This is a genomic window from Enterococcus phoeniculicola ATCC BAA-412 (assembly GCF_000407505.1).
GTDB classification, from domain to species: domain Bacteria; phylum Bacillota; class Bacilli; order Lactobacillales; family Enterococcaceae; genus Enterococcus_K; species Enterococcus_K phoeniculicola.
This window is the reverse complement of sequence record NZ_ASWE01000004.1, coordinates 327,375-351,951: the sequence shown is the minus strand read 5'-3', so window position 1 is coordinate 351,951 and position 24,577 is coordinate 327,375. Positions and strand designations below refer to the sequence as shown.

Annotated in this window: 28 protein-coding genes; 2 read left to right on the top strand and 26 right to left on the bottom strand. The window is 36.9% G+C overall.

Annotation, left to right across the window (positions count from 1 at the left end; translation table 11 throughout):
* The first annotated feature begins 72 nt into the window (after nucleotides 1-72).
* Nucleotides 73-2,352 (top strand): RNA polymerase recycling motor HelD, encoded by a 2,280-nt coding sequence (gene helD, locus I589_RS15625; RefSeq protein WP_010767274.1) that lies wholly within the window; start codon nucleotides 73-75, stop codon nucleotides 2,350-2,352.
* A gap of 90 nt (nucleotides 2,353-2,442) precedes the next feature.
* On the opposite strand, the gene I589_RS15620 is transcribed toward helD, so the two are convergent.
* Nucleotides 2,443-3,081 carry a hypothetical protein gene (locus I589_RS15620; protein WP_010767273.1) on the bottom strand — a complete coding sequence of 213 codons (639 nt, stop codon included), beginning with the start codon at nucleotides 3,079-3,081 and terminating at the stop codon, nucleotides 2,443-2,445.
* 1,224 nt (nucleotides 3,082-4,305) lie between these two features.
* On the bottom strand, nucleotides 4,306-4,794 hold the full coding sequence (locus I589_RS15615; protein WP_010767272.1) for a prolyl-tRNA synthetase associated domain-containing protein: 489 nt from the start codon (nucleotides 4,792-4,794) through the stop codon (nucleotides 4,306-4,308).
* A gap of 481 nt (nucleotides 4,795-5,275) precedes the next feature.
* Between I589_RS15615 and I589_RS18215 the strand changes: the two genes are divergently transcribed.
* Nucleotides 5,276-5,515, top strand: coding sequence for a transposase (locus I589_RS18215; protein ID WP_071875913.1), 240 nt, complete (start codon nucleotides 5,276-5,278; stop codon nucleotides 5,513-5,515).
* 79 nt (nucleotides 5,516-5,594) lie between these two features.
* Here the strand turns inward: I589_RS18215 and I589_RS15610 are convergent, their stop codons facing one another.
* The 24 genes from I589_RS15610 to fabT all read right to left on the bottom strand — a co-directional run bounded on the left by I589_RS15610 (nucleotide 5,595) and on the right by fabT (nucleotide 24,409).
* Entirely contained in the window at nucleotides 5,595-6,311 is a 717-nt protein-coding gene (locus I589_RS15610) for a YebC/PmpR family DNA-binding transcriptional regulator (RefSeq protein WP_010767271.1), read from the bottom strand.
* A 108-nt stretch (nucleotides 6,312-6,419) separates the two neighbouring features.
* Complete coding sequence (locus I589_RS15605) at nucleotides 6,420-7,145, bottom strand: class I SAM-dependent methyltransferase (RefSeq protein WP_010767270.1); 726 nt, start codon at nucleotides 7,143-7,145, stop codon at nucleotides 6,420-6,422.
* Nucleotides 7,138-8,313 carry a nucleotidyltransferase gene (locus I589_RS15600; RefSeq protein WP_010767269.1) on the bottom strand — a complete coding sequence of 392 codons (1,176 nt, stop codon included), beginning with the start codon at nucleotides 8,311-8,313 and terminating at the stop codon, nucleotides 7,138-7,140. Before I589_RS15600 ends, I589_RS15605 begins: the two co-directional genes overlap by 8 nt.
* Nucleotides 8,314-8,387: 74 nt before the next feature.
* Nucleotides 8,388-9,125, bottom strand: coding sequence for a class I SAM-dependent DNA methyltransferase (locus tag I589_RS15595; protein ID WP_010767268.1), 738 nt, complete (start codon nucleotides 9,123-9,125; stop codon nucleotides 8,388-8,390).
* Between the two features lies 1 nt (nucleotide 9,126).
* Nucleotides 9,127-9,465, bottom strand: coding sequence for a ribosome silencing factor (rsfS, locus tag I589_RS15590; protein ID WP_010767267.1), 339 nt, complete (start codon nucleotides 9,463-9,465; stop codon nucleotides 9,127-9,129).
* Nucleotides 9,466-9,509: 44 nt separating this feature from the next.
* Nucleotides 9,510-10,094: a bis(5'-nucleosyl)-tetraphosphatase (symmetrical) YqeK gene (gene yqeK / locus I589_RS15585; protein ID WP_010767266.1), complete on the bottom strand. Its 585-nt coding sequence runs from the start codon at nucleotides 10,092-10,094 to the stop codon at nucleotides 9,510-9,512.
* A complete protein-coding gene (locus I589_RS15580) occupies nucleotides 10,084-10,731 on the bottom strand; it encodes a nicotinate-nucleotide adenylyltransferase (RefSeq protein WP_010767265.1) in 648 nt (215 codons plus the stop codon). Before I589_RS15580 ends, yqeK begins: the two co-directional genes overlap by 11 nt.
* Nucleotides 10,732-10,747: 16 nt before the next feature.
* On the bottom strand, nucleotides 10,748-11,059 hold the full coding sequence (yhbY, locus tag I589_RS15575; RefSeq protein WP_010767264.1) for a ribosome assembly RNA-binding protein YhbY: 312 nt from the start codon (nucleotides 11,057-11,059) through the stop codon (nucleotides 10,748-10,750).
* A gap of 15 nt (nucleotides 11,060-11,074) precedes the next feature.
* Complete coding sequence (gene yqeH, locus I589_RS15570) at nucleotides 11,075-12,184, bottom strand: ribosome biogenesis GTPase YqeH (protein WP_010767263.1); 1,110 nt, start codon at nucleotides 12,182-12,184, stop codon at nucleotides 11,075-11,077.
* Nucleotides 12,181-12,708, bottom strand: a complete 528-nt coding sequence (locus tag I589_RS15565; protein WP_010767262.1) for a YqeG family HAD IIIA-type phosphatase — start codon at nucleotides 12,706-12,708, stop codon at nucleotides 12,181-12,183. The genes yqeH and I589_RS15565 overlap by 4 nt, the downstream gene beginning before the upstream one ends.
* 388 nt (nucleotides 12,709-13,096) lie before the next feature.
* Nucleotides 13,097-13,828: an amino acid ABC transporter ATP-binding protein gene (locus I589_RS15560; RefSeq protein WP_034685448.1), complete on the bottom strand. Its 732-nt coding sequence runs from the start codon at nucleotides 13,826-13,828 to the stop codon at nucleotides 13,097-13,099.
* Between the two features lie 12 nt (nucleotides 13,829-13,840).
* Nucleotides 13,841-14,530 carry an amino acid ABC transporter permease gene (locus I589_RS15555; RefSeq protein WP_010767260.1) on the bottom strand — a complete coding sequence of 230 codons (690 nt, stop codon included), beginning with the start codon at nucleotides 14,528-14,530 and terminating at the stop codon, nucleotides 13,841-13,843.
* A gap of 16 nt (nucleotides 14,531-14,546) precedes the next feature.
* A complete protein-coding gene (locus I589_RS15550; protein WP_010767259.1) occupies nucleotides 14,547-15,386 on the bottom strand; it encodes a transporter substrate-binding domain-containing protein in 840 nt (279 codons plus the stop codon).
* A gap of 359 nt (nucleotides 15,387-15,745) precedes the next feature.
* Nucleotides 15,746-16,531 carry an acetyl-CoA carboxylase carboxyl transferase subunit alpha gene (locus I589_RS15545; RefSeq protein ID WP_010767258.1) on the bottom strand — a complete coding sequence of 262 codons (786 nt, stop codon included), beginning with the start codon at nucleotides 16,529-16,531 and terminating at the stop codon, nucleotides 15,746-15,748.
* Nucleotides 16,528-17,394 (bottom strand): acetyl-CoA carboxylase, carboxyltransferase subunit beta, encoded by an 867-nt coding sequence (accD, locus tag I589_RS15540; RefSeq protein WP_010767257.1) that lies wholly within the window; start codon nucleotides 17,392-17,394, stop codon nucleotides 16,528-16,530. Before accD ends, I589_RS15545 begins: the two co-directional genes overlap by 4 nt.
* 11 nt (nucleotides 17,395-17,405) lie before the next feature.
* Nucleotides 17,406-18,773, bottom strand: a complete 1,368-nt coding sequence (locus I589_RS15535) for an acetyl-CoA carboxylase biotin carboxylase subunit (RefSeq protein ID WP_010767256.1) — start codon at nucleotides 18,771-18,773, stop codon at nucleotides 17,406-17,408.
* A 7-nt stretch (nucleotides 18,774-18,780) separates the two neighbouring features.
* A complete protein-coding gene (fabZ, locus tag I589_RS15530) occupies nucleotides 18,781-19,200 on the bottom strand; it encodes a 3-hydroxyacyl-ACP dehydratase FabZ (RefSeq protein WP_174298979.1) in 420 nt (139 codons plus the stop codon).
* Between the two features lie 20 nt (nucleotides 19,201-19,220).
* On the bottom strand, nucleotides 19,221-19,703 hold the full coding sequence (accB, locus tag I589_RS15525) for an acetyl-CoA carboxylase biotin carboxyl carrier protein (RefSeq protein WP_010767254.1): 483 nt from the start codon (nucleotides 19,701-19,703) through the stop codon (nucleotides 19,221-19,223).
* Nucleotide 19,704: 1 nt separating this feature from the next.
* Entirely contained in the window at nucleotides 19,705-20,940 is a 1,236-nt protein-coding gene (gene fabF / locus I589_RS15520; protein ID WP_010767253.1) for a beta-ketoacyl-ACP synthase II, read from the bottom strand.
* Nucleotides 20,941-20,955: 15 nt separating this feature from the next.
* Nucleotides 20,956-21,693, bottom strand: a complete 738-nt coding sequence (gene fabG / locus I589_RS15515; protein WP_010767252.1) for a 3-oxoacyl-[acyl-carrier-protein] reductase — start codon at nucleotides 21,691-21,693, stop codon at nucleotides 20,956-20,958.
* The gene (gene fabD, locus I589_RS15510) at nucleotides 21,690-22,625 is read right to left on the bottom strand and encodes an ACP S-malonyltransferase (RefSeq protein WP_010767251.1); all 936 of its coding nucleotides are present in this window, start codon (nucleotides 22,623-22,625) and stop codon (nucleotides 21,690-21,692) included. Before fabD ends, fabG begins: the two co-directional genes overlap by 4 nt.
* Nucleotides 22,626-22,708: 83 nt before the next feature.
* Nucleotides 22,709-22,936, bottom strand: coding sequence for an acyl carrier protein (locus I589_RS15505; protein WP_010767250.1), 228 nt, complete (start codon nucleotides 22,934-22,936; stop codon nucleotides 22,709-22,711).
* A 70-nt stretch (nucleotides 22,937-23,006) separates the two neighbouring features.
* Complete coding sequence (locus tag I589_RS15500; protein WP_034685445.1) at nucleotides 23,007-23,975, bottom strand: beta-ketoacyl-ACP synthase III; 969 nt, start codon at nucleotides 23,973-23,975, stop codon at nucleotides 23,007-23,009.
* A complete protein-coding gene (gene fabT, locus I589_RS15495) occupies nucleotides 23,975-24,409 on the bottom strand; it encodes a fatty acid biosynthesis transcriptional regulator FabT (RefSeq protein WP_010767248.1) in 435 nt (144 codons plus the stop codon). The genes I589_RS15500 and fabT overlap by 1 nt, the downstream gene beginning before the upstream one ends.
* Nucleotides 24,410-24,577 lie beyond the last annotated feature (168 nt).

The following is a 24,577-nucleotide window of genomic DNA, read 5'->3' as shown; positions in this document are numbered from 1 at the left end:
GAAAATTATCTTTTCTCGTCTTTTTGTGCTATACTTTTAAGTCGTTATTGTAACTTTAGGAGGATCTACTACATGAACGAAAAACAACTTGAACAGCAGCATGTAACGGACACAATTTCCCTAATCAATATGGAAAAACAGCTATTACTTCAGCAAAAGAATAAAGCTTCCAAAGATATGGAGCAACAAGCAAAAGAAACTTCTGACTATAAAATCCGAACGGGTTCCAATGAATCGTTTTATGAGTCTGTCATTGAATATCGTCAGCACGAACAAGAGCTCTTAATAAAGTACAATTCGTTAGCAGCTCAGGAAAAAAGAATAAAAACGCTAACGACCATGTCTGATAGTCCGTATTTCGCCCGAATTGATTTTAAAGAAGAAGCAGAAGTAGAAACCTTATACCTAGGAATTGCCTCTTTACGAGATAAAGAGGAAGAAACAATCATTATCGATTGGAGAGCACCTATTGCAAATCTCTATTATGAAGGTGAACTCGGGGAAGCATATTATGAAGCCGTTGGTGAACAATTGCATGTTGATCTTTTACTAAAGCGACAATTTAAAATTAAAGAGGGAACTATTTTATCTATGGTTGATACATCAGAAGCCATTAATGATGACTTCTTATTAGAAATTTTAGATGAAGCCTCTAGTACACGAATGAAAAACATTGTTGCGACTATTCAAAAATCGCAAAACCAAATTATACGAGATAGCCAAAGTAAGGTAATGTTGATTGAAGGAATTGCCGGAAGTGGAAAAACCTCTGCTCTACTGCAACGCGTGGCCTTCATTCTCTATCACAATCGTAAATGGCTTGATTCTGAACAAGTACTGCTTTTTTCACCCAATCATTTATTTACGGAGTATATTTCTACCGTGTTACCCTCTTTGGGAGAAAGTGGCATCCCTACTCAAACATTTAGAAGCTATATTGAACAGCTTTTACCAATGCTTTCATTAAAAGAGGAAGTAAACCGTGAAGAACTATTTTTATCTGGTGATGAAAATCAAATTGAGCGAATGAAAAGCGGGCTTCATTTGGTGAAACGTATGGCCAGATATACAAGCGCAATCACTGATTTTGGTCCACTATTTCGTGACTTGAAATTAGATGGACGAATCATTTTATCAAAAGAAAAAATTCGTGGATGGTACCAAGAAACAAATACCCAGCTTCCAATGTATCAGCGAATGGTCTTGCTGCAAACCAAATTATTGAGAAAGCTTGGCGGTCTTCAAAATGATGAACGCCGGCAGCCTTGGGTCAAAGAACGTGTTGACACTCTAATCGAAGAAATCTTTGAAAATGATCCCAACATGGACTATACAGAAGAAAAAGAAAAGAAATTACGCAAAAAAATAGCAAAACAGGTTGTCGAAAAGAAGTTTAAGAAAATTGAACGAATGATTCACCGATTCCGCTTTGTAAATAGTCAAAAACAATACTTGCATTTTCTTCAAAATGTTCCACAAAATGTTTTAGACGAAAAAGGAATCTCACAAGACCAATGGTTGCATTCGATTAAAGCACTACGCAAAGACTTGATAAATAAGGAAATCCCTCAAGAAGATGCGGTCTTGTTCTTTCTATTGATGAAAAATCTACATCCTGTGGATGTGGAACAAAAAGCACGCTATATTTTTGTGGATGAAATGCAGGATTTTGCGCCTGCTCAAGTGGCCTTACTTCGACAGCTTTATCCTAAAGCAAACATGACTTTTTGTGGTGATTTAAATCAAAAAGTTTTTGGAAATGAGACCATCGTCACTTCAATTGATCAGCTTTTTCCACAACAGCCTGTTACGCGGTTCCAGCTAACAACAAGCTATCGTTCAACAAAAGAAATTACTGATTTCGCCAATCATTTTCTGTCCCAAGATGATCGCGTTCAAACAACGACTCGTTTTGGAAAACTTCCGACAATTATTAAAAGCAAAACGCCAAATCACGCATTAAATTGGTTAGTAAATCACTTAACGAAGACAAAAGAGCAGGCAAAATATTGGCGGACAGCGATTATCTGCAAGACGAAAGCTGAGTGCCTCTCTCTTTATGAACAGCTTTCTGAATTTCTCCATTATGATGTTCAAGTGATCATTGATGAAGATGATTTTATGAAACGACAGCTACTCATTATCCCTGCTTATTTAGCCAAAGGACTCGAATTTGACCGTGTATTTGCATGGAATGTAAATGCAGATACTTTTTCTACTGATCAAGATAAATTAATTCTCTATACGATTTGCACACGAGCGATGCATGAGCTAACATTACTATCTAGCGAACATCCAAGTGCCTTATTAAACAACGTCGAAGACTCATTGGCTGATGTCATTCAAATTTAAAGAAAAGCTAGGCGAAAATCACTGTTGATTTTCGCCTAGCTTTTTTATACTGAATCCTTCTAACCCTCTTTAGTTACTTCATTTTTATCACTACACTGTAAAGTTTGTCGGCCCATATTTCAAGCTGACAATTTCCAAAATAATTCGTAGCTCTGACAGATTTTCCTGAGAAGTTTCATCAAATACCTTACTATGTCGTCCAACTGATTTATTGTTAATTAAACGATAAATACGGTTCCATTCAATGAACTGCTCGATTGAATAAAAATTGCTAAGCGGGAATCCCGCCCCATCAATTATTTCAGATAATCGAAAATTTAAAAATGCACTATCTAAATAAACAGGTCCTTTTTTTAAATCTGTACGATGTTTATCCATTACTATTTTATTTGGCTGATGTTCTAAATACCAGTCCAGCAATTTTAAAAACCCTTCAAAACGATAAGAATCTGAAAAAAGCAGCTGTGAAGATTCCACCTTTCTAAAGGCTAAAGGAATTCGATAAATTTTTTTATAAACTAAAGTTGGAAGATGTTCAAATGTACAAGTTAAATAACGATTTAAATAACCTGTCGCTCGAAAGTTAGCTAACTGATAGCCCTGAACACCTAAGGATTGATAGGTTTTACACAAATAAGAACATGCATCTACGGGTACAGCCAATTCTTCTATTTTTTGGTATCCACTTAAAATACGGTCAAAAGGCTCTAAGACAATTGCTTGCATCATCCGAATTCTCCTTAATATATCTCACTTTTTCACAGTTAAGTCTTAAATTTATTAAGGAACTTTTTTATCGTTCGCTTTCCTAAATTCCACTCACTCGTCTCTCACTTTATAGTAGCATAATTTCCTCCTAATAAAAACCCAAAGAGCTCCTCATTTTAAATAAAATAACGTTCTTTTTCACAAAAAAAGAATAAACAACAACCGTTATTAAATAACAAAAGTTTTTTAAAAATATTCCTCTTAAACTATCATTCACTATTTTCCTTATCAATTTATTCTATATATTTTACACTACACAAGAAGAATTATTTATCCTATTCTCTTTCCAATCCACACAGGCAGAAAATAGAATAGAATTTTCATTTAAATATTTTCAATTTGTTGACTAAACGTTTAAAATCCTATTGAATAATAGAGACTATCTTTTATCATAAGATACTCATTTCTAGAAGACTCAATCCATAATTTACCCATTTACCTTATAGAATTGCACTAGTTAACAATCGAAAAATAAAAAAATGACTTAAAGGTGAGGCTTTGCAAAAATTCGCTCCATCTTCTTCGCATTTTGACATCGGAATTGTGTTCACTAAAGTGCGAAGAACTCATTTTTTATACTAAGAAACTTTCTAGTTAACTGTTTCTCTCACCTAGAGACTACATTTCTATCTTCTTTTTCTCTTTTGAATCTACTATAACAGGATATTTTTTGATAAAAAAAAAGACCTAACAGGATTATTTGCTTTTTTCGTTCATACATTTCATGATGGAGTGTCCACTGTTGCTCCAACCTTTTATTAAGCACCTGTTAGGCCATATTCAGTTAGTAAGGAAAATTTCAAATTCCCACGCCTTTCTGTATCTTCTTAGAACTTCCATTCACTTACACGTAGCCTACTTCGTACGTGCTAATTAGCCTTCTTTCCTTCAACTATTGTTTTCAATAACCAAGTTACTCAAATAACTAATTATGGGAATTTATCGTTCCTTACACTTATTTTATACCATAAAAAGCAAGCGTTTTCAACTTTTTTGTCTTACACTTTGTACAAACCCACCCATCAACATAAAATAATCTCTAAACAATTCTTTCATGTCACTATCTATCATTTGATCTAGTTGATAATTCTCATAAAAAGCTTCGACTGATACATCTCTCGGTTGACTTTCCCTTCTGAAACAACATTCTCATATTGAATCTTTATTAATACCTGAAATAAGGAACTAAATATCAATAATTGAGTAGTTGAAATTAATACTTTGCAGGAATTTAAAAATATCACTAGTATTTACAAAAATCGTTTTAGTATTTATATTAGGGTGAAAACTCATACGTGTTTCTTTTGTAATCTCTTCATCAAAGTATACTTGGATATCTTTTTCTTTATTATTTAAAAGTCCAAAAACTGAAACTACACCAACGGGTAAATTCATTTTTTCCATTAAACTATTTTCAGAGGCCATTTTAATTCTTTTTTCTCCAGTAACTTCTTTTATCTTATCCATATCTAATCTTTTCTGATCATCCATAATTACTAAATAGTATGCTGTTTTGTTTTTATTCGTCAAAAACATTGATTTTGTTCTCACACCTTCAATACCTTCTATAAAACTGTCAGCTTCCTCCGTAGTCAATGCTGGTGGGTGATCCACTACTTGAAAAGGAATTTTAAGCTCATTCAGTTTTTTTTCTACTAATCCATATAAATCCAAGTTAATCACTCCCTTTAATTATTCTAACATGTTTTTGTCATTAACAATAACTACGTCCTTTTAAACTTGCCTCCCTTTAAAAATGATCCATCTTCATCCCTTCGAGCTATTTTTTTCTATTCTAAAATAAGTTAAGCTCATCCGAAAACTTTCCAAAAAAATAGAAGAAGTAAATTCTATATTAAAAAAAAATAGAGAAGAGAAAAGCAGTTAAGCATAAAGATTTGTCTGTTTTTCTCTTAAAACGAATGGATAAATCTGTCACTCAAAGTATCAATAACTTTTGAAAGGTATATAGCTAAGTCGTCATTATTTGAGCACGGTTCATTCATTTCTATATTCATATTGTTGTACCGTACGCCTGTGCTAAAAAAGAAGACTTACTACCAGAATTATTTTTTCACAATTTAATCCCATCCTAACCTAAGAGAAAGCTATAAAATTTACCAAGAACTCTTAGAATCCTTTGAAAATAAGGAATATGAGAGCTTTTATACTTGTATTGAGCAACTGGAAAAAAGACCTCGAGAAAGCCGTTCTCTACCTTAGAAAACATCGAAAAGCCATTTGTAATGCCTTGATGTACAGCTATTCTAACAGGAAACTAGAAGGAAAAATCAACCTAAACCAAGTAATCAAACGAATTGCTTTTGGCTTTCGAACATTTCGTCACCTACGTCTGCGGATTCTTGTCCAACAAGGTCTCTTTGAACTCATCTAGAAAACAAAAAGAGAACACCGAAATGTTCTCAACTCTGTGACTTATTTTTAAAACAACATTAGTTGACAAAGAATCGATTTTAATCCAAATCCACATTATGGAAGATTTGTTGCACGTCTTCTAAATCATCCAACACATCAATCATCTTTTCGAATTTTAGTAAGTCATCGCCTTCTAACGTTACTTCGTTTTGAGCGAGCATTTGAATTTCAGCAACTGAAAATTCTTCGATTCCTTTTTCCTTCAAGGCTTCCTGGATGGCATGGAAATCTTCTGGCTCACCATAAACGATTAACTGGTCTTCCTCTTCTAAAATATCACGAACATCAATTTCTTTGTCCATTAGATACTCTAAGAGCTCATCACTATCTTCCCCTTTAAATCCAAAGATAGCTGTATTGTCAAACATGTAAGAAACTGCTCCACTGACACCCATGTTCCCACCGTTTTTACCGAAGGCAGCACGAACATCTGCTGCAGTACGATTTACATTGTTTGTCAATGTGTCCACGATGACCATTGAACCATTTGGCCCAAACCCTTCATAGCGAAGTTCTGAATACTGTTCATCTCCTGAACCTTTTGCTTTTTCAATCGCACGATCAATAATGTGTTTTGGTACATTGTATGTTTTTGCGCGTTCAATAACAAAACGTAATTTTTGATTTGCGTGTGGATCAGGATCACCAGATTTTGCTGCTGCATAAATTTCAATTCCAAACTTCGCATAAATCCGGCTATTATTTGCATCTTTGGCAGTCTTTTTTGCCACAATATTTGCCCATTTACGACCCATACTATCACGTCACTTTCTTTTATCTATTGTTTTTCTAATATAAAACGTCCTGTATTATTATACTTGTGAAATCCGTTTCTGTGAAGTCTTTTTTCAGAAAGCAGACATTTATTTTTTTCTGGCAGAAATCAACAGCATCATTGGGCGTCTTAGCTCGTCCTTCATATCAGGTAAATCCATCATGCTTGGATCTGGTGTTGCCTCCACTACTTCTAGGAGATCAAATCCATTTATCAAAAGACTATTCAAATAAGTAGTCAGCGTCTTATGATATTTGCTCACTTTTTTCCCTAAAAATGTTGTTTCTCTAATTCCTTCATCAAAATAGGAATCTACTGGCCAAGCAATTTTGTTCTTTTTTTCATCGTATATCCAGTCCTCTGTCCCCTCTGCAGTAAAGATAGGATGTTCTACTGAGAATACAAAAGTGCCTTTTTCTGTGAGCAATCCATAAACTTTTTGTACAACCTCTTCAAACGAAGAAACATAATGTAACGCCAGTGAGCTAATCACACAATCAAAGGTCTGTTCTAACTGATTAACATCCTCTATCTTCATATTCTTATAGTGAATCGCTTGTGTTTGCGTCATCTGTTTTGCTTGATCAAGCATTCGCTGTGAAGTATCTAAGCCCAGTACAAAAGAAGCTCCATGCTCAATTGCATATCGGCAATGCCAGCCATAGCCACAACCTAAATCCAACACACGTTTTCCCCGAAAATCAGGAAGCAGTTTTTTAAATTGATGCCACTCACCTGCACCTGCCAACCCTTTTTTTGAGCGCTCCATTTGGCTATAGGATTCAAAAAATTCAAGATTATCATATTCATTCATTTGTTTCACCTGCTATTCTTATTGGAATTCTACCAAAATTTTGTTCTTCTTTTTTTATGCCCATTTGATAAATTCTATCGCCTCGAACAAGAAGTGTATATTGTTCTTCTTTTTTGCCAATTTTTGAAATTAAAGGAACCTTGATAGATTTCTTCTTTTTCTTCAAATACAGCTGCCCTTTATTCGTAAATCCTAATACATGCAAATAAGGATTCGACCATTGTCGTTTGATTTCTTCTTCTTTGATATTCAACAGAACATAGCAAGCCAAACGTTGTAGTCTTGTTTGTGTGTACCGTTTACTCTTAACAAGTTGAATAAACTGTTCAAAGCTTTCTGACTCTATTGCAGCCCTTTTTATTCGATACTCTAGCCCCTCATTCATTTGATAAAGCTGCCTTAATTCCTCCACTTCGGTAGAAAGAATCTTATATTGGAGATATGACCAATAATCTTCCCAGCTTGAAGCATACTGTGTCTTCAAATCTGTTTGTGTTTGCTCCGGCACATAATTGCTTGTCTCTCTATTTTCACTAACTGCTTTACGAATAGCCGTTGCACTTGCAATTTTTTCTGAAGAAAAGACAGCATCATGATAGTCCGCTGAGTTGCGCAAAATAGGATAGATTTTCATTGGAGATTCATACAAAGCATTCTCTTTTGCATAACTAAGTCCTAAAATATGATTGGGGGAGGTATAATCTAAAGAAATGTCCGGATAGATTTTTTGAAAGACCTCTGTCATTTTTTGCGGATAAGAGAGCGAAGAATCTTGTAAAGACTGGAATATTTTCTCCACTTCCTGCTGATTTTCTTTCACAAATGAACCAAAAGTTTCGTAATCAAATGACTCATGACTATCTGTACCAAAACAAATCGCATCACATCTCATCGCATGCAGGAGTTGAACCGCTCCTTTGGCAAAATAATCAGCTGATTGTACAGACCACTCTACAGGTAATTCAATCACAATATCTGCACCATGTGTTAATGCTTCTTTTGCTCGTACCCATTTATCAAAAATTGCTGGCTCTCCACGCTGAAGAAAATTCCCGCTCATAACAGCAATAACGACCTCAGCTTGACTAATCTGTCTAGCTTGTTCTATGTGATACAAGTGTCCATTATGAAAAGGATTATACTCTACTACTATCCCACAGCTTCTCATCTATTCCCTCCGTTCTATCTAAAAAAAGGTTGGCACAGCCCCACTAAGGTACTGTCCAACCTTTTATTGGCAGGCTATTTTTGACAAACAAAAAACCAACGTTGTGTCGTCTCGGTAGGCTCTTCATCTGTGAAATCAGCATAAGCCTTCACTTGATGAAACCCAGCATTTTCCAACATCGTTAAATAGTTCTCCATTGTATAGGTTCTTTCCTGATGAAGTTCATCTTCTCGTATAAAACGGCTAGGTTCCTCGGGGTCCTCCACGAAGAAGGTCAAAAAGTGTTCAATGCTATGTTCTTTTTTTCCAGGATAGCTGTCCCAAAGAAAAGCAAAATCATCTGTCTGATAGTGATAGCTGTACTCAGGAAAAACAGTATCCACCTGATACGTAGAATGCACATCAAAGATAAAGGTTCCCTCTTCTTTTAAGGCCTGAAACACTTCATCAAAAACTTGTTGAACCTCCTGACGGTTAGCCATATAACAAAGGGAATCTGAAAAGCAGGTAATTGCTTCATATTGCCCTACTTCTGATAAATCCAGCATGTTTCCTTGAACAAATTGGACCTCAACTTCTTCCTCAAAGGCACGATTGCTTGCAATCATCAGCATTTCTTCTGATAAATCCAAACCAGTTACTTCATAGCCATCTTTTGCAAAAGAAACGGCTAAAGCACCTGTTCCACAGGCAAGCTCAAATACTTCTTTTGTATTCTCTGGAAAATGACGCTTGGAAAAAGCCAACCATTTTTCATATAAGCTGCTATCCATGACCTCGTCATAAACAAAAGCAAAGGTTTCGTAAGCCATGTTAGCTTACCCACTCATTAATACTTACCAAAGGAGCATCTGACCATAATTTTTCTAAATTGTAGAAGCTACGTTCAGTTGTATGGAATACATGGATAATTACATCCCCTAAATCAATTAAGACCCATTTTCCACCATCTTTTCCTTCAACACGCTTCACTTCAACTTCTTGCTCTTCTTCTTTTTCAATTATTTCTTCCACAATTGCATTAATCTGACGTTCACTATTTCCCGAACAGATAACAAAGTAATCCGCTAATAAAGAAATCTCCTTTACTTCTAAAACCATAATATCTTCTGCTCTTTTTGAGTCAGCTGCTTTTACTGCAATTTCTAACATCTGTTGACTATCTATGATAATTCCCTCCTTGATATCTCTGTAGCTTACTTTGCTACCCAATAGTTATACGTTTCTATTGTTTTTGGATAAATCTTTTGTTCTTGGGCTAATAAATGTTCTAAGGTGTGTTTTGTCTCAAACGCAACTGCCTCATCTAAATCAAGTAATGCTAATTCTCGTGCTTCTTTTACCCCCGGGAATGTACGGCCCGGTTCAATATAGTCCGCTACATAAATAATTTTATCCAGTAAACTCATTTGAGCAGCCCCTGTAGTATGCAAACGAATAGCAGAGAGAATTTCTTCATCTGTAATCCCCAGCTCTCTAGAGACAAAGTCCGCTCCGACAAGACCGTGCCAAATCGCATTGCCATAATTAAGCAACTCTTTATCGTATCCGTCACGATTAATGACTAAAATAAACTCATCATCTGGTCTTTCTTTGGCATAATCATGAGTTAATGCAGCGATACTTGCTTTTTCAGGAGAGGCGCCGTATTTTTTCGCTAAGGCAATTGCTGTCTCCTCAACACCTAAAACATGTTTAAACCGTCGTTCACTCATCTGCATTTGAACACGCTGCATCAATTGTTCACGTTTCTCACTTGTGTATTGCTCACTATTCTTCATTGAGATAGAGCCTCTTTTCTTGAATATACTCTCTCACCTTATCGGGAACTAAATAGCGTACTGAGCAGCCATTTTTCACCTTTTTTCGGATGCTAGAGGAGCTTAGATCTATTTCTGGAACATCCACCCAAATAATCGGGTAAGGAGTTTCTGTACCAAACTCTGGACGTTTAATTCCTACAAAATTGACTAACTCTAACAATTCATCAATCCGATGCCATTTTGGTAAATATTCTACCATGTCTCCCCCAATAATAAAATAGTAATCCGTATTGGGATTTGATTCAGTTAAAGTCTTCATCGTATCATACGTGTAGCTTTTTCCTTTTCGATCAAGCTCAATTGTTTCAATTGCTAGTAATGGATTCTCTTCCACTGCAAGCTCAAGCATAGCTAAACGATGTTCTGCGTCAATTGTTTTTTTTTCGTCCACATGTGGAGGCAAGTAAGAAGGCATTAAGAAAACTGTATCTAGTCCTAAGCCCTGACCAACTTGATCTGCAATCATTAAATGAGCCAAATGGACTGGATTAAAATTCCCACCTAAAATTCCCACTTGTTTTCTATTTGTCACTTCTGTTTTTTCAGACAGAGTTAAAACTGTTGCCCTATTATCAGAATACGTTTGTATACTCATGATCGCACCACCTTTTTTAAATTGCACGTACTTCTTTTGAAATTTTTTGATATTTTTCTTTGTCAGAAGGCTTGTATAAAACTAATACACGACCAATAATTTGCACAACCTGACAATGAATCTCATTTTCTAGAATCTCTGCTACATCTTCAGCTACTTCATCTGTATTTTGCAACAAGCTAATCTTAATCAATTCACGTTTTGTTAATGCTTCTTCAATCTGAATCCACATTGCTTCATTCATTCCACCTTTACCTACTTGAAAAATAGGCTGTAAGTGGTGTGCCTGACTTCTTAAAAAACGCTTTTGTTTTCCGCGTAACGCCATAATCGTCCTTCTTTCTTAAATCAATGCCTTACGTTTGATTACATCTACACCTTTTGGTGCCCACCCTGCTACAACGCCTGGGCTTGTAACGGTAATCCAACCTAAACCGGCAAAAACTATATCTGTTTTTTCTTTTACTGAAAACTCAAAACGTATCAGCTCAGGAAAGTCCTTCACTTCATCTACACGTGGTGGTTGTATTAAACCACCCACATGTTTTTCGTAAAACGCATCTGCATTTTCCAGTTTTGTTCTATGGGGTTCTATATCATTAGAAACATACGCAATAAATGAACTTCTTTCCCCTTGAATAAAATCAAATCGAGCAAGACCACCTAAGAAAAGTGTTTGTCCAGCATTCAGCTGATAGATTTTCGGCTTAATTTCCTTAGTTGGCGCAATGATTCGTAAATCTTTTTTTCCTAAATAATGTGCCATCTGATGTCGATGAATAATTCCCGGTGTGTCTATTAAGAAGTGCCCGTCATCTAGCGGAATCTCAATCTTATCTAATGTCGTTCCGGGAAACTGAGAGGTTGTGATTAGATCTTGAATTCCTGCCGTCTGTTTGATAATTTGATTAATCAAAGTTGATTTTCCAACATTGGTTACACCAACAACATAGACATTTCGACCTTCACGATACTTCTCAATCGTCGCCAACAATTCTTCCATCTCATTTGGTTTTTTCGCACTTGTTAAAAGAACATCTATCGGACGTAGCCCCACTTCGTGTGCACGTTCAACCATCCACTGCTTCATTTTTGATTTTTTAAGTGATTTAGGTAAAATATCCACTTTATTTCCAACTAAAAGTACTGGATTATCTCCTACAAAACGGTGTAGACCAGGAATAAGAGAGCCATTAAAATCAAAAATGTCTACTACATTAACAATTAAAGCATCTTCTTGTCCTAATGTGTTTAACAGACGCAAGAAATCGTCATCTGTTAAATGAACATCTTGAATATCGTTATAATGTCTCAATCGAAAACATCGTTGACAATAGACTTCTCCAGTTGCTAAACCTTTTTCTAATGCGCCATTTGGTGTATAACCTAACTCACCAGGGGCTTGTGTCTGTATTTCGGCTCCACAGCCAATACAATGAATTACTTCTGTCATTCGAGTCCACCTCGCCATTTCATTTCAGGGTGTTTTTTTACTAAAGAACGCATAATTTTTCGTTCAAAAAAACGATTAATTTGCGTATTCCAACCATCAGTATCTACGATTGGTTTCACAAGAATACTTCGGATGCCTGCACGATTTGCACCACGAATATCGGTCATAATCTGATCACCAACCATGACTACTTCATCATTTGAAAGATTTAATTTCTTTTGAGCAGATCTAATTCCACGTGCAAAAGGTTTCAGTGCACGTGCAACGTAATCCAGCTCAAATTGCTGAATCGCACGCTTAACCCGACTTGACTTGTTGTTAGATACAACGACAACGGGAATCCCAGCATTCTTCATTTCTAAAATCCAGTTTAACAGCTCTTGTGTTCCATCTGGATTGTTCCAAGCAATGAGCGTATTATCCAAATCCGTTAATACTGCTTTAATGCCCATTTTTTTCAATTGCAAAGGGGTAATTTGATAGATGGCATCTACCATCCAAGTTGGTTTATAATTTGAAAACATATTGTCTCCTTGATTAAAAAATGAAGAGTCTGAGACATAACTAAAAAGAGTTATGTTTTGGACTCTTTAACTATTGATAAACGATAGGAACAAAAGCCACTCCTTTTTATTTCTCGGAGCTAAACACTTTTATTTCGACCTCTCAACCCCTTATTATACGTTATTTCTCTAAAAAAAACTACTATTGTGAAATAGAAATGTCTAAACTTATTGATTCTTTGACAAACAAAGCTTAACTGCACTATTCCAGTACCCTACTCAACGAAAAAAATACCACATATAGTCTTCAACAACTCCACAAGTTGTCGTACTATACATGGTATCTACAAATCACAAATGCTTCTCTTTCATTTCCTGTTTAAGTACTCTAGAGCAGACTTATTCTTTTTTAGAGCACCTTTGAAAGAAAATCAATTGTTCGAGGATTTTTTGTTTCTTCAAATACTTCTTTAGGCGTTCCTTCCTCGACAATCACTCCTTGATCCATGAATAAAATTCGATCGCCGACTTCTTTTGCAAAGCCCATTTCATGTGTAACAATCACCATGGTCATTCCCTCTTGAGCAAGGTTTTGCATCACACTGAGTACTTCACCAACCATCTCAGGGTCTAAAGCTGAAGTTGGTTCGTCAAAAAGCATGACCTCCGGCGTCATCGCAAGTGCACGTGCAATTGCGATTCGCTGCTGTTGTCCTCCAGATAGTGATTGAGGGTATGCATCAGCTTTATCTACTAAGCCAACTTTTTTTAATAAATCCATGCCTATTAATTCAGCAGCTTCTTTATTCATTTTTTTTACTTTCATGGGAGACAACGTAATATTTTCCAAAACAGTCATGTTAGGAAATAAATTAAATTGCTGGAAAACCATTCCTAATTTTTCCCGCATTTTATAAATATCATTCTTCTTGTCTGTGACATCTGTTTCATCAAAAATAATTGTCCCACTCGTAGGCTCCTCCAATAGGTTAATACAACGCAAAAAGGTACTTTTTCCTGAACCTGATGGCCCAATTACAACGACAACTTCCCCTTTTTGAATTTGTTGATTTACCCCTTTTAAGACAACGTTCTTATCAAATGTTTTTTGTAAATCCTTTATATCAATTAACGTATTTATGATAATCCCCTCCTACCGATGATACCCTTTTCCTAATTTCTTTTCCCAAAGATTTAGCACTCTGGACATGATAAATGTCAGAATAAAATAGATTCCTGCTGCAACATAGAGAGGTTCCAATGGAATAAACGAGTCAGAAACTACAATTTGCGCACTACTCAACAGCTCATATATGCCAATTGTCGACAAAAGGGAAGAATCTTTAATTAAAATAATAAATTCATTCCCCATCGGCGGTAAAATATTTCTGAGTGCTTGCGGCAAGATTACGTAGCGCATTGCTTGCATCGGTCTAAGACCTAATGAGCCTGCTGCTTCACTTTGACCGTAATCGACTGCAGTAATCCCTGCTCGAACAATCTCAGCTACATAAGCACCTGAGTTCAACGAAAGAACAAGCATTCCTGGGATGAGTCGACCAAAATCAATTGCTAATACCCCAATTGTAACTGTAGGTGCTGAGACAATCCCTTGGAGTAAACCAAAACCAATGAGCACTTGAATAAGCATGGGTGTCCCACGAAAGACTTCAATATAAATATTTGCCAGCCATCTTAACGGAGTTACTTTTGACAACTTCATTAAAGCCATACAAACGCCAATGAGTGTGCCTAATATAATGGTTACTATCGATATTATTAATGTTACTACTGTTCCCGATAAGAAATAAGGGAGATACTGCGGTAAGAAAGAAAAATTCATATCTTATTGCTCCAATCTATTTATCCGTTCCTTCATTTGCTAGCTTAATATTTTTTTGAACATATTCTTCTACTGTACCGTCATCTACTAGCCCTTTAACAATTTTATTCAGCTCTTCTTGTAATTCTGTACTTCCTTTTGGTAAAGCGATCGCATATGCTTCATCTTCACTAGAAACTAAATCTATATCTGCAAACATCAACTCATCATTTTGTGCGATATAAGAAGCAGCTATTGTTTCTTCTACCACCAATGCATCAATAGAACCTTGGTTAAGCTCGATAATCAAGTTGGGAACTTTTGCAACAGAAACAATTTGAGCGTCCTCAATTTGTTCCTTTACGACAGTCTCTTGAATAGAGCCTTTTTGTGCGCCCACTTTCTTTTTACTCAAAGATTCAATTGACGTATAGACATCTGCATTTTTTTTATTAATCACCACTTTTTGTGGCGGATTATAGTAATTCATTGTAAAATCAAATGTTTTCTGACGTTCAGGTGTCGCGGAGATTCCAGAAATGGCAATATCAACTTTCCCTTGTTGAAGAGCCGTAAGAACTGCGTTAAACTCCATATCCATAAACTCTACATCTACATCCAGCGTTTCTGCAATCTTATGAATCATATCTACATCAGAACCTACAATTTGATCTTTTCCATCGACCATTTTATGAAATTCAAAAGGCGCAAAATCAGCAGAGGTCCCTACCTTCAAAACACCTGCTTTTTTAATAGCCTCTAGCTGATTGGTCTTTGTGTCCTTTTCGCTAGAACTCGATGTATCCCCACCACTGCTACACGCTCCTAAAATGAATACAGCAGCCGCTGCTAAAAGAATCCCGAAATACTTTTTCATACAAACACTCCTTTAATTTTTATACACTAATAATCATTTATTTGTGATAATATACATATTAACACACTCATTTTGAATTTTCATCTATTTTTTCAAAAAAAAGCAATAAATTTTTCATCTCTAACAAAAATCCTTATAAAGCAAAGAAAACACTATATTTCCGCTTTATTATCATATAATAAAATAATAAATCTAATCAAAATATCCATTTACTAACGGATGCACAGAACAAATATTTATACATTTCTATTGAATATAAAAAAGTGTAGATGATAACTCAACCAGTTATCATCTACACTCTAAAAATCTTATTATACAGCGGGAAGTACAACAACGACTAGCCCACCCTTAATCAAATTTCAAAATTTTCTAAATCGCTGATAGCGTTCTTCCAACAAAACAGCTGTCTCTTTTTGCGCAAGCTGAGATATTTTTTCTATCAACGCTTTTTTTACTATTTGAAGTACCTTTTCTTGAGAGAGTGGTTTTCCTTTAAACGTCTCAGGAATAACCTTATCTACTACATCTAATTCTTTCAGCTCTGGAGCTGTAATCTTCATAAGCTCCGCCGCTTCTGTTGCACGGCTACCATCTTTCCATAAGATAGAAGCAAAACCTTCTGGTGATAAAATCGCATAGATAGTTTGTTCAAGCATCCAAACTTCATCTGTTAATGCTAACGCAAGAGCTCCACCGCTTCCACCTTCGCCGATAATGATTGAGATTGTCGGAACTTTTAAATCTGCCATTTCAAACAGATTTCTAGCGATAGCTTCCCCTTCGCCTCGTTCCTCTGCACCAACACCACAAAATGCGCCAGCAGTGTTTATAAAGGTAATCACTGGTCGATGGAATTTTTCAGCCTGTTTCATCAAGCGCAATGCTTTTCTATAGCCTTCAGGGTGAGGGGAGCCAAAGTTTCGTTCAATATTTTCTGGAAGATTGCGACCTTTTTGAATGCCGATGACGGTTACTGGCTTTCCTGCTAATAAAGCAATTCCCCCAACAATTGCATGGTCGTCACTAAACAAACGATCCCCATGAAGTTCTTGAAAATCATCAAATAGTTGTTCAAAGTAATCTAAACTAGTTAATCGATCTTTATGCCTAGCTAACTGAACAATCTCATGTGCTGTATTTGTCATTTGCCAGACCACCCTTCCATGGTATGCAATTGAATGAAATCAACTAATTTCTGCTTTAATTCTGTTCTGGGAACAATTTGATCAACAAATCCATGAGCTAATAAAAACTCTGCTTTTTGAAAGTTTTCAGGCAGCTCCTGCTTTATCGTCTGTTCAATTACTCTTCTTCCTGCAAAACCAATAAGACTCTGAGGCTCAGCTAAGATAATATCTCCCAGCATTGCAAAACTTGCCGTTACTCCACCAGTTGTTGGATCGGTTAATACCGTTAGATAAAAAAGTCCTGCATTACTGTGTCTTTTGACAGCAGCTGAAATCTTTGCCATTTGCATTAGAGAGAAGATTCCTTCCTGCATTCTCGCACCACCTGATGCAGTAAAAAGAATGACTGGAAGCTTTTCTTCAATCGCTTGTTCAAATAGCCGACAAATTTTTTCACCTACAACAGTTCCCATACTCCCCATAATAAAATTTGCATCCATAATACCAATTGCGATGGGGTGTTGGTCAATTGTTGCTTTTCCTGTCAAAACAGCTTCGTGAAGTCCTGTAGCCTCTTTTGTTTTCTCAACTTTTTCTAAGTAACCTGGAAACGCTAATGGATCCTCAGTTTGACAATCTGTTGACCATTCTTCAAAACTTTTTTCATCAATCAGTAATGATAGACGTTCCCACGCACTAATTCGAAAATTATATCCACAATGAGGGCAAATTTTTTCTGCCCCAATTTCCTTCGTATAAAGTGTTCGTTTACAGCTTGGACATTTTGCCCACATATTGTCTGGAACAGAAGGCTGATTCGACGTTTGGGTTGGTCGATTTGGATTAATTCGAATATAATTTTTCTTCTTAAACAACCCCATGGTTCGTCCTCCTACTCTTCCTCAGGTACCCAATTAGGCAAGAATGTTTCTTGTAAAAAAGCTGTGTCATAGTCTCCTGCTAATACTGCAGGATGACTGATTAAGTCCATTTGAAATTCAGCATTCGTAACAACACCATCTGTTACTAGTTCACCCAGTGCCCGCTGCATCTTCATTAGTGCATCAAAACGTGTGTGGCCATGAACAATGACTTTCGCAATCATTGAATCATAGTACGGCGGAATACTATATCCCGAATACATCGCACTATCCACACGCAAGCCCATTCCTCCACTCGGGAGTAACAGATTTTGAATTTTCCCTGGTGATGGAGCAAAATGAAATGCAGGATTCTCTGCATTAATTCGACACTCAATAGCATGTCCAGAAAACTGAATCTCTTCTTGCAGAATGTTCAAAGGCTCTCCTGAAGCAATCTCTATTTGTTTTTTGACCAAATCAACTCCAGTAACCATTTCTGTCACAGGATGCTCTACTTGAATTCGCGTGTTCATCTCCATAAAAAAGAAATCGCCATGCTCATCCATAAGAAATTCTATGGTTCCAGCATTCTCATAGGCGACTGCTTTTGCTGCTCGAACTGCCGCATTACCAAGACTTGCTCGCTTTTCTTCCGAAATAACAACTGAAGGAGATTCTTCCATGACTTTTTGATTGTTCCTTTGTAAAGAGCAATCCCGTTCACCTAAGTGCACCACATTTCCAGATTTATCTCCCAAAACCTGTACCTCAATATGACGTGCAGGATAAATAATTTTTTCTATATACATGTCATCGTTGCCAAATGCCGCTTTTGCTTCTTGTTGGGCGGAGGAGAAATGTTGAGGGAGTTCTTCAGCTGAGCGCACTTTTCTTATCCCTTTTCCGCCACCACCAGCTGCAGCCTTTAGCATGACTGGATAGCCGATGGTCTCTGCAATTTCAAGCGCTTCTTTCACACTTGAAATCACCCCTTCACTTCCAGGTATTACTGGAACATTCGCCTCAATCATAAGCTTTCTTGCATTAATTTTATTACCCATCGCATCAATGGTCTCGCTTTTAGGACCAATGAAAACCAAATTGCATTCTTCGCACATTGAAGCAAACTGACTATTTTCTGACAGAAAACCAAATCCCGGATGGATAGCTTCTGATTTTGTGATAATCGCTGCACTTAAAACGGCTTGAACATTCAAATAAGAATCTGCTGCTTTAGCAGGACCAATGCAAATCGCTTCATCGGCCATCTGCGTATGAAGTGCCTCTTTATCTGCTTCAGAATAGACAGCAACAGTTTGAATTCCCATTTCTCTACAGGCCCGAATAATTCGAACGGCTATTTCTCCGCGATTGGCTATTAAAATTTTTGAAAACATACGTCACCTATCCAATCATAAATGTCAATTCTGCTTCAGCTACTTTTTTCCCATCCACACGAGCAATTCCTTTACCAATACCAGCTGAAGATTTTACTTTAAGAATCTCTACTTCAAGCATCAACGTATTTCCTGGAACCACTTTTTGTCTGAATTTCGCTTTGTCAATTCCACCAAAATAGGCTGTTTTTCCTTTAAATTGTTCTAATGACAGTAGAGCTACTGCTCCAGCTTGTGCCATCGCTTCAACAATTAAGACTCCCGGCATGACAGGCTCGCCTGGAAAATGACCTTGGAAAAAATGCTCATTGATTGTTACATTTTTCTTTGCAATCACTCGTTGTCCTTCTTCTATTTCTTCAATTGTATCAATCAGAAGCATAGGATAACGGTGGGGAATAATTTGTTTGATTTCTTCTGTATTCATTTTCATCATTATCCTCTTTTCTAGTTCGTCTTTATTCGGAATAGGGGCTGATGAAATTCAACGACCTCTTCGTTTTCAATAAGAATTTCAGTAATCTCGCCATCAAATTCACTGGTAATTTCATTCATTAATTTCATTGCTTCAATGATGCAAAGAACTTCGCCCTTTTTCACTGTGTCTCCAACTGATTTATACGCGGGTTTATCAGGGGACGGCTGTAAATAAACAACGCCAACAATCGGCGACTTCACAACTTCTCCTACTACCTCTTTTTTTGTTTCTTGTTTTTCAGAGAGAGTAGGTTCTGGCTGGGCTGCGTTGACAACAGAAGGAGCTGAAAACTCAGTTGGCTGTGCAACTGGACTAACAATTGGGCTCGCTTGTTGTCTTGATTCGTGGTTTTTGTTCATGTACAATTCAAAGCTACCTTCACGTAAATCAAATTCCGTTAATGAAGAGTGATCAAATTGATTCAATAGTTCTTTAATCTCACCGATATTCATCTTAATCCTCCCAGCGTTTCAGACAGATAACCGCATTATGTCCACCAAAACCTAATGAATTACTCATAGCATAGGTCATCTCTGCAGATTTGCTTTCGTTAATTACAACATTTAAGTTAATTTCAGGATCAACTTCCTTCACATTGATCGTTGGCGGAACGAACTGATGTTTCAACGCAAGTAATGTTGCTATCGCCTCAACACCACCAGCAGCTCCCAACAAATGACCGGTCATTGATTTTGTACTGCTTACATAGGTATTCATGAATCCTTCACCTAAAGCAAGCTGAATAGCTTTTGCTTCTGCTTTATCATTCGCCGGTGTGCTTGTACCATGGGCATTGATATAGCCCACTTCTTCTGGCGAAATTCCTGCTTCCTCCATTGCTAAAATCATTGCTTTAGAAGCACCTGAACCATCTGGTGTAGGAGAGGTCATATGATAGGCATCACAATTAGCACCGTATCCCACAACCTCACCCAAAATATTTGCTCCACGTTTTTGGGCGTGCTCTAAGGATTCTACAACAAAGATTCCTGCACCTTCCCCCATAACAAAACCATTTCGTTCAGCATCAAATGGAATAGATGCACGATTTGGATCAGATTCTTTTGTCAAAGCTGTTAATGAAGCAAATCCAGAAATACCAATCCCAGTGATAGATGCTTCTGATCCTCCAGCTAAAATGACGTCAGAATAACCATGTTTAATATTTCTGAAGGCCTCACCAATCGAATGTGTTCCACTGGCACAAGCAGTAACAGTTGCTGTACAAATACCCTTGGCTCCAACACGCAAAGCAATATTTCCTGCAGCCATATTAACAATAGACATTGGAACAAACATTGGCGATACACGTTGTGCTCCTTTATCATGCATACGGATTACTTGATCTTGAATCGTTTGTAATCCACCAATTCCAGAGCCAACCATTACACCAAAACGATCTTGATTGACTGTTTCAGTGGTAAGTCCGCTCATTGCCATTGCTTCTAACGCCGCATAAATTCCATATATAGAAAATAAATCCATTCGTTTACTGTCTTTTTTTACAAAGTATTTATCAAATGGAAAATCGTGAACTTCTGCTCCTAATGTAACCCCTGTATCTGTTGCATCAAATTTAGTAATTGGACGAATCCCATTTGTCCCTTTTTTTAAGCTATCTAAAAAGGCTTCGCTGTCATTTCCAATTGGAGATGCCACACCATAACCTGTAATTACTACTCGATTCATAATTTGCTCCTTTCATTACCCTTGCATAACCATACCACCATCAACATTGATGACTTGACCTGTGATATATGAACTTTTAGCTAAAAATACAGCAGTCTCAGCAACATTCTCCGGCTGTCCAAAACGTTGTAGAGGAATTTGCTTAGTTGCTTCTTCCTTTACTTTATCTGATAAGACATCCGTCATATCTGTTTCAATAAACCCTGGTGCTATTGCATTACAAGTAATCCCACGAGTGGCAGCTTCTCTTGCAACTGATTTTGTAAATCCGATTACGCCTGCTTTACTTGCTGCATAATTTGCTTGACCTAAATTTCCAATTAGTCCAGAAACACTCGAAAGATTAATGATTGCCCCTTGGCGTTGCTTCATCATTTTTTTCAATACATGTTGTGTCATATTAAACGTTCCTGTTAAATTGATTTTCAAACATTTTTCAAAATCATCTGCTGTCATTCGCAAAACCAGCTTGTCATTTGTTATTCCTGCATTATTTACAAGAATATCCACACTGCCAAGCCCCTTCACAGCCTCATCAATCATTTTCCCTGCGTTGTCAAAGTCTGAGATATCTCCAGAGACGCCGATACATGATACGCCAAGATTTTGAATCTCCTGGATACTATTTGGATCAATTTCTCCACGGCCATTGAGAACAATATTGGCTCCTTCATTTGCAAAAGCTCTCGCAATCGCAGCACCAAGTCCGCGAGTGCTCCCTGTAATAAAGACATTTTTTCCTTTTAATTTCATTCGTTACCTCCAGCTAGAAATTCTTTTGTTTGAAGAAAAGTTTCCGCATCTTCCACACGTGCTATTTCGAGTGATGAGTCAATCTTACGAACAAATCCACTTAACACTTTTCCAGGTCCCACTTCAATGATTCTCGTCACACCGAGTTTCTTCATTGTTTCGATGCTTTCGTAAAAACGAACTGGGGACATGACCTGTTTCTTTAATAGCTCTTTTATTTGATCTGCATTCATAACTTGCGCCGTAGTATTGCTAATGACTGGCACAACTGGTTCAAAGAAGCGGACACTTTCTAATTCTTTTTCCAACTTCTCAGCAGCAGGTACTAAGAGTTTCGTGTGAAATGGTCCACTCACGTTTAATGGAATCATCCGCTTAATCCCCTGCTCCTTTAAGAGACGTATCGCTTCATCCACGGCGCTACTTTCTCCACCAATTACGATTTGCTGCGGTGTATTATAGTTTGCCGGTGAAACAATCCCAAACTGCTGGGCTTGTTCACAACATTTCTCAATAACATCTACAGGTGCATTCATTACTGCAACCATTTTTCCCATACCTGGAGGAGCTGCTACTGTCATAAACTTGCCACGCTTTGAAACAAGCTGAACAGCGGATGAAAACCTTAAGGCTCCGCTAGCAACTAATGCTGAATATTCTCCTAAGCTTAGTCCAGCAACTACATCTGCAGAAAACCCTTCTGCGGCTAGTAGCCGTTGAAAAGCAACACTAACAGTTAAAATTGCTGGCTGAGTATATTCTGTTTGATTTAATTGAGAATTTTCCTCAAAACAAAGCTTCGCCATATCATAGTCCAAGATTTCACTTGCTTCATTAAAGGTCTCGCGAACAATCTTTTCTTGTCCATATAGCGATTGACCCATCCCTTGATATTGTGCTCCTTGCCCACTAAATAAAAATGCTGTCTTCATTGTGTTCTCCTTGTTAAAACGTAGTAAATTTGATTTCTTTTATAAAAGGAAAGGCCAGGCTAATAGCCTAACCTTAATCGATATTATTCTGCTTTTTGTTTTTCAACGTACGTTACTAAATCTTGAACAGTTGAAATGCCATCTTCTGTTTCAATTTTCACATCAAATGCATCTTCAATTTCATTAATAATTTGGAATAAGTCCAAGCTATCCGCTTCTAAATCCCCTTGAATATTTGTTGTTAATTGAATTTCCTCTGTTTCTTTTCCTAATTCTTCTGCAATAATTTCTTGAATTTTTTCAAATACCATTTCTATATTCCTCCAATATTGTTTTCAACTTGTGATTGAGCGCTGCTCATTAATTTATTGTAAACAGCTACTACAGAGTGAGAAGCATACTGCCCCAAGTCAATCCTCCGCCGTAACCTGTAAACACAATCTTTTGATTTGATCCTAATTGAATTTTTCCATTTTCAACCGCTTCATCCAGTAAAATCGGAATGCTTGCAGCCGATGTATTTCCATAATTACTCATATTTGTTAAGAATTTTTCTCTAGGAACTTTTAGTTTTTTAGAAATTTTTTCAATGATTCGTTCATTAGCTTGGTGCAGTAAAAAATAATCAATCGATTCTTTTTCTTCGCCAACCACCTCTTGAATGTTGGATACAACATCTCGAAGGGCAAAATCAAAAATGTCTCTACCAATCATCTTTAAGTAGTAAGAAGATTCTGATTTTTCGTCAAAAAAGGGACTTTTATTTGCCTGAAATCCCGCAGTTAATGACTGATTTCTGATTCCGTCTGCTGCTAGCTTTTCTCTTAGAATGCTTGGTGTATCTTGCGCTTCTACCAGAATTCCTGCTGCACCGTCACCAAACAATACCGCGGTTGAACGATCCTGCCAATCCAATAATTTTGAGAATGTTTCTCCACCAATAACAAGTCCATACTGCGAACCTGTACGGATAAATTTTTCAGCAACGGAAAGTCCATAAACAAAACCTGAACAAGCAGCACTAATGTCAAATGCTATTGCTTGTTTTGCACCAATGACTCCTTGTACCTGACAGGCAACTGAAGGGGTTGTATAGTCTGGCGACATAGTGGCAACTAAGATAAAATCTAGCTGTTCTGCATTAATTCCAGATTTTCTAATTAATTGCTGTGCCACCTTTATACACATATCTGAGGTATTTTCATCAGTTACCACATGACGTTTTTCAATGCCCGTTCTAGAACGTATCCACTCATCAGAGGTAGCTAATATTTTTGCTAAATCGTCGTTTGTTACTACTTTTTCGGGTAAGTAACGTGCTGTGCAGGAAATTTTACCAAAATTTGTCATCATTTATATCCTTGCAGAAACGTATGAAGGTTTTTCAGTGCCTTTAGCAATGCTTCTTCTTCTGGTTTCTCCATACCGTTTAAGATATTTTTCACCATTTCACGATGAAAATGCTGATGAACACGGAAAAGTAACTTTCCTTTTTTAGTTAAACCAAGCTTTACAACACGACGGTCATCTTCACTGCGAATACGCTCAACATAGTCTTTTTTAACTAACTTGTTAATGGCAATAGTTAATGTTCCAACAGTGATTGATAACTCTTTAGCAACTTCAGAAGTTGTTTTTTTTCTATACATGCCAATCGCTTCAATCGTATGCATCTCTGTGATTGAAAGATCATTAAATTGTGATTTTTTGAGTTCAGACTCTTCAATTGTGAGAATATCGTTAAATACACTCACCAGGTAATCATTGATTGTTTCCAGTTCCATGGGGCACCATCCATTTAGTTTGATTATCAAATCATTTGATGTTCAAACTATATCGTATTTTTTTTGTGAATGCAACCAATTTTTTTGATTTTTTCGTTATCTAAATCAAACTCATTTCTATTTTTTTCTTTCTGAATTCTCTGCAGCTATTGTCTATCAAGGACTTCA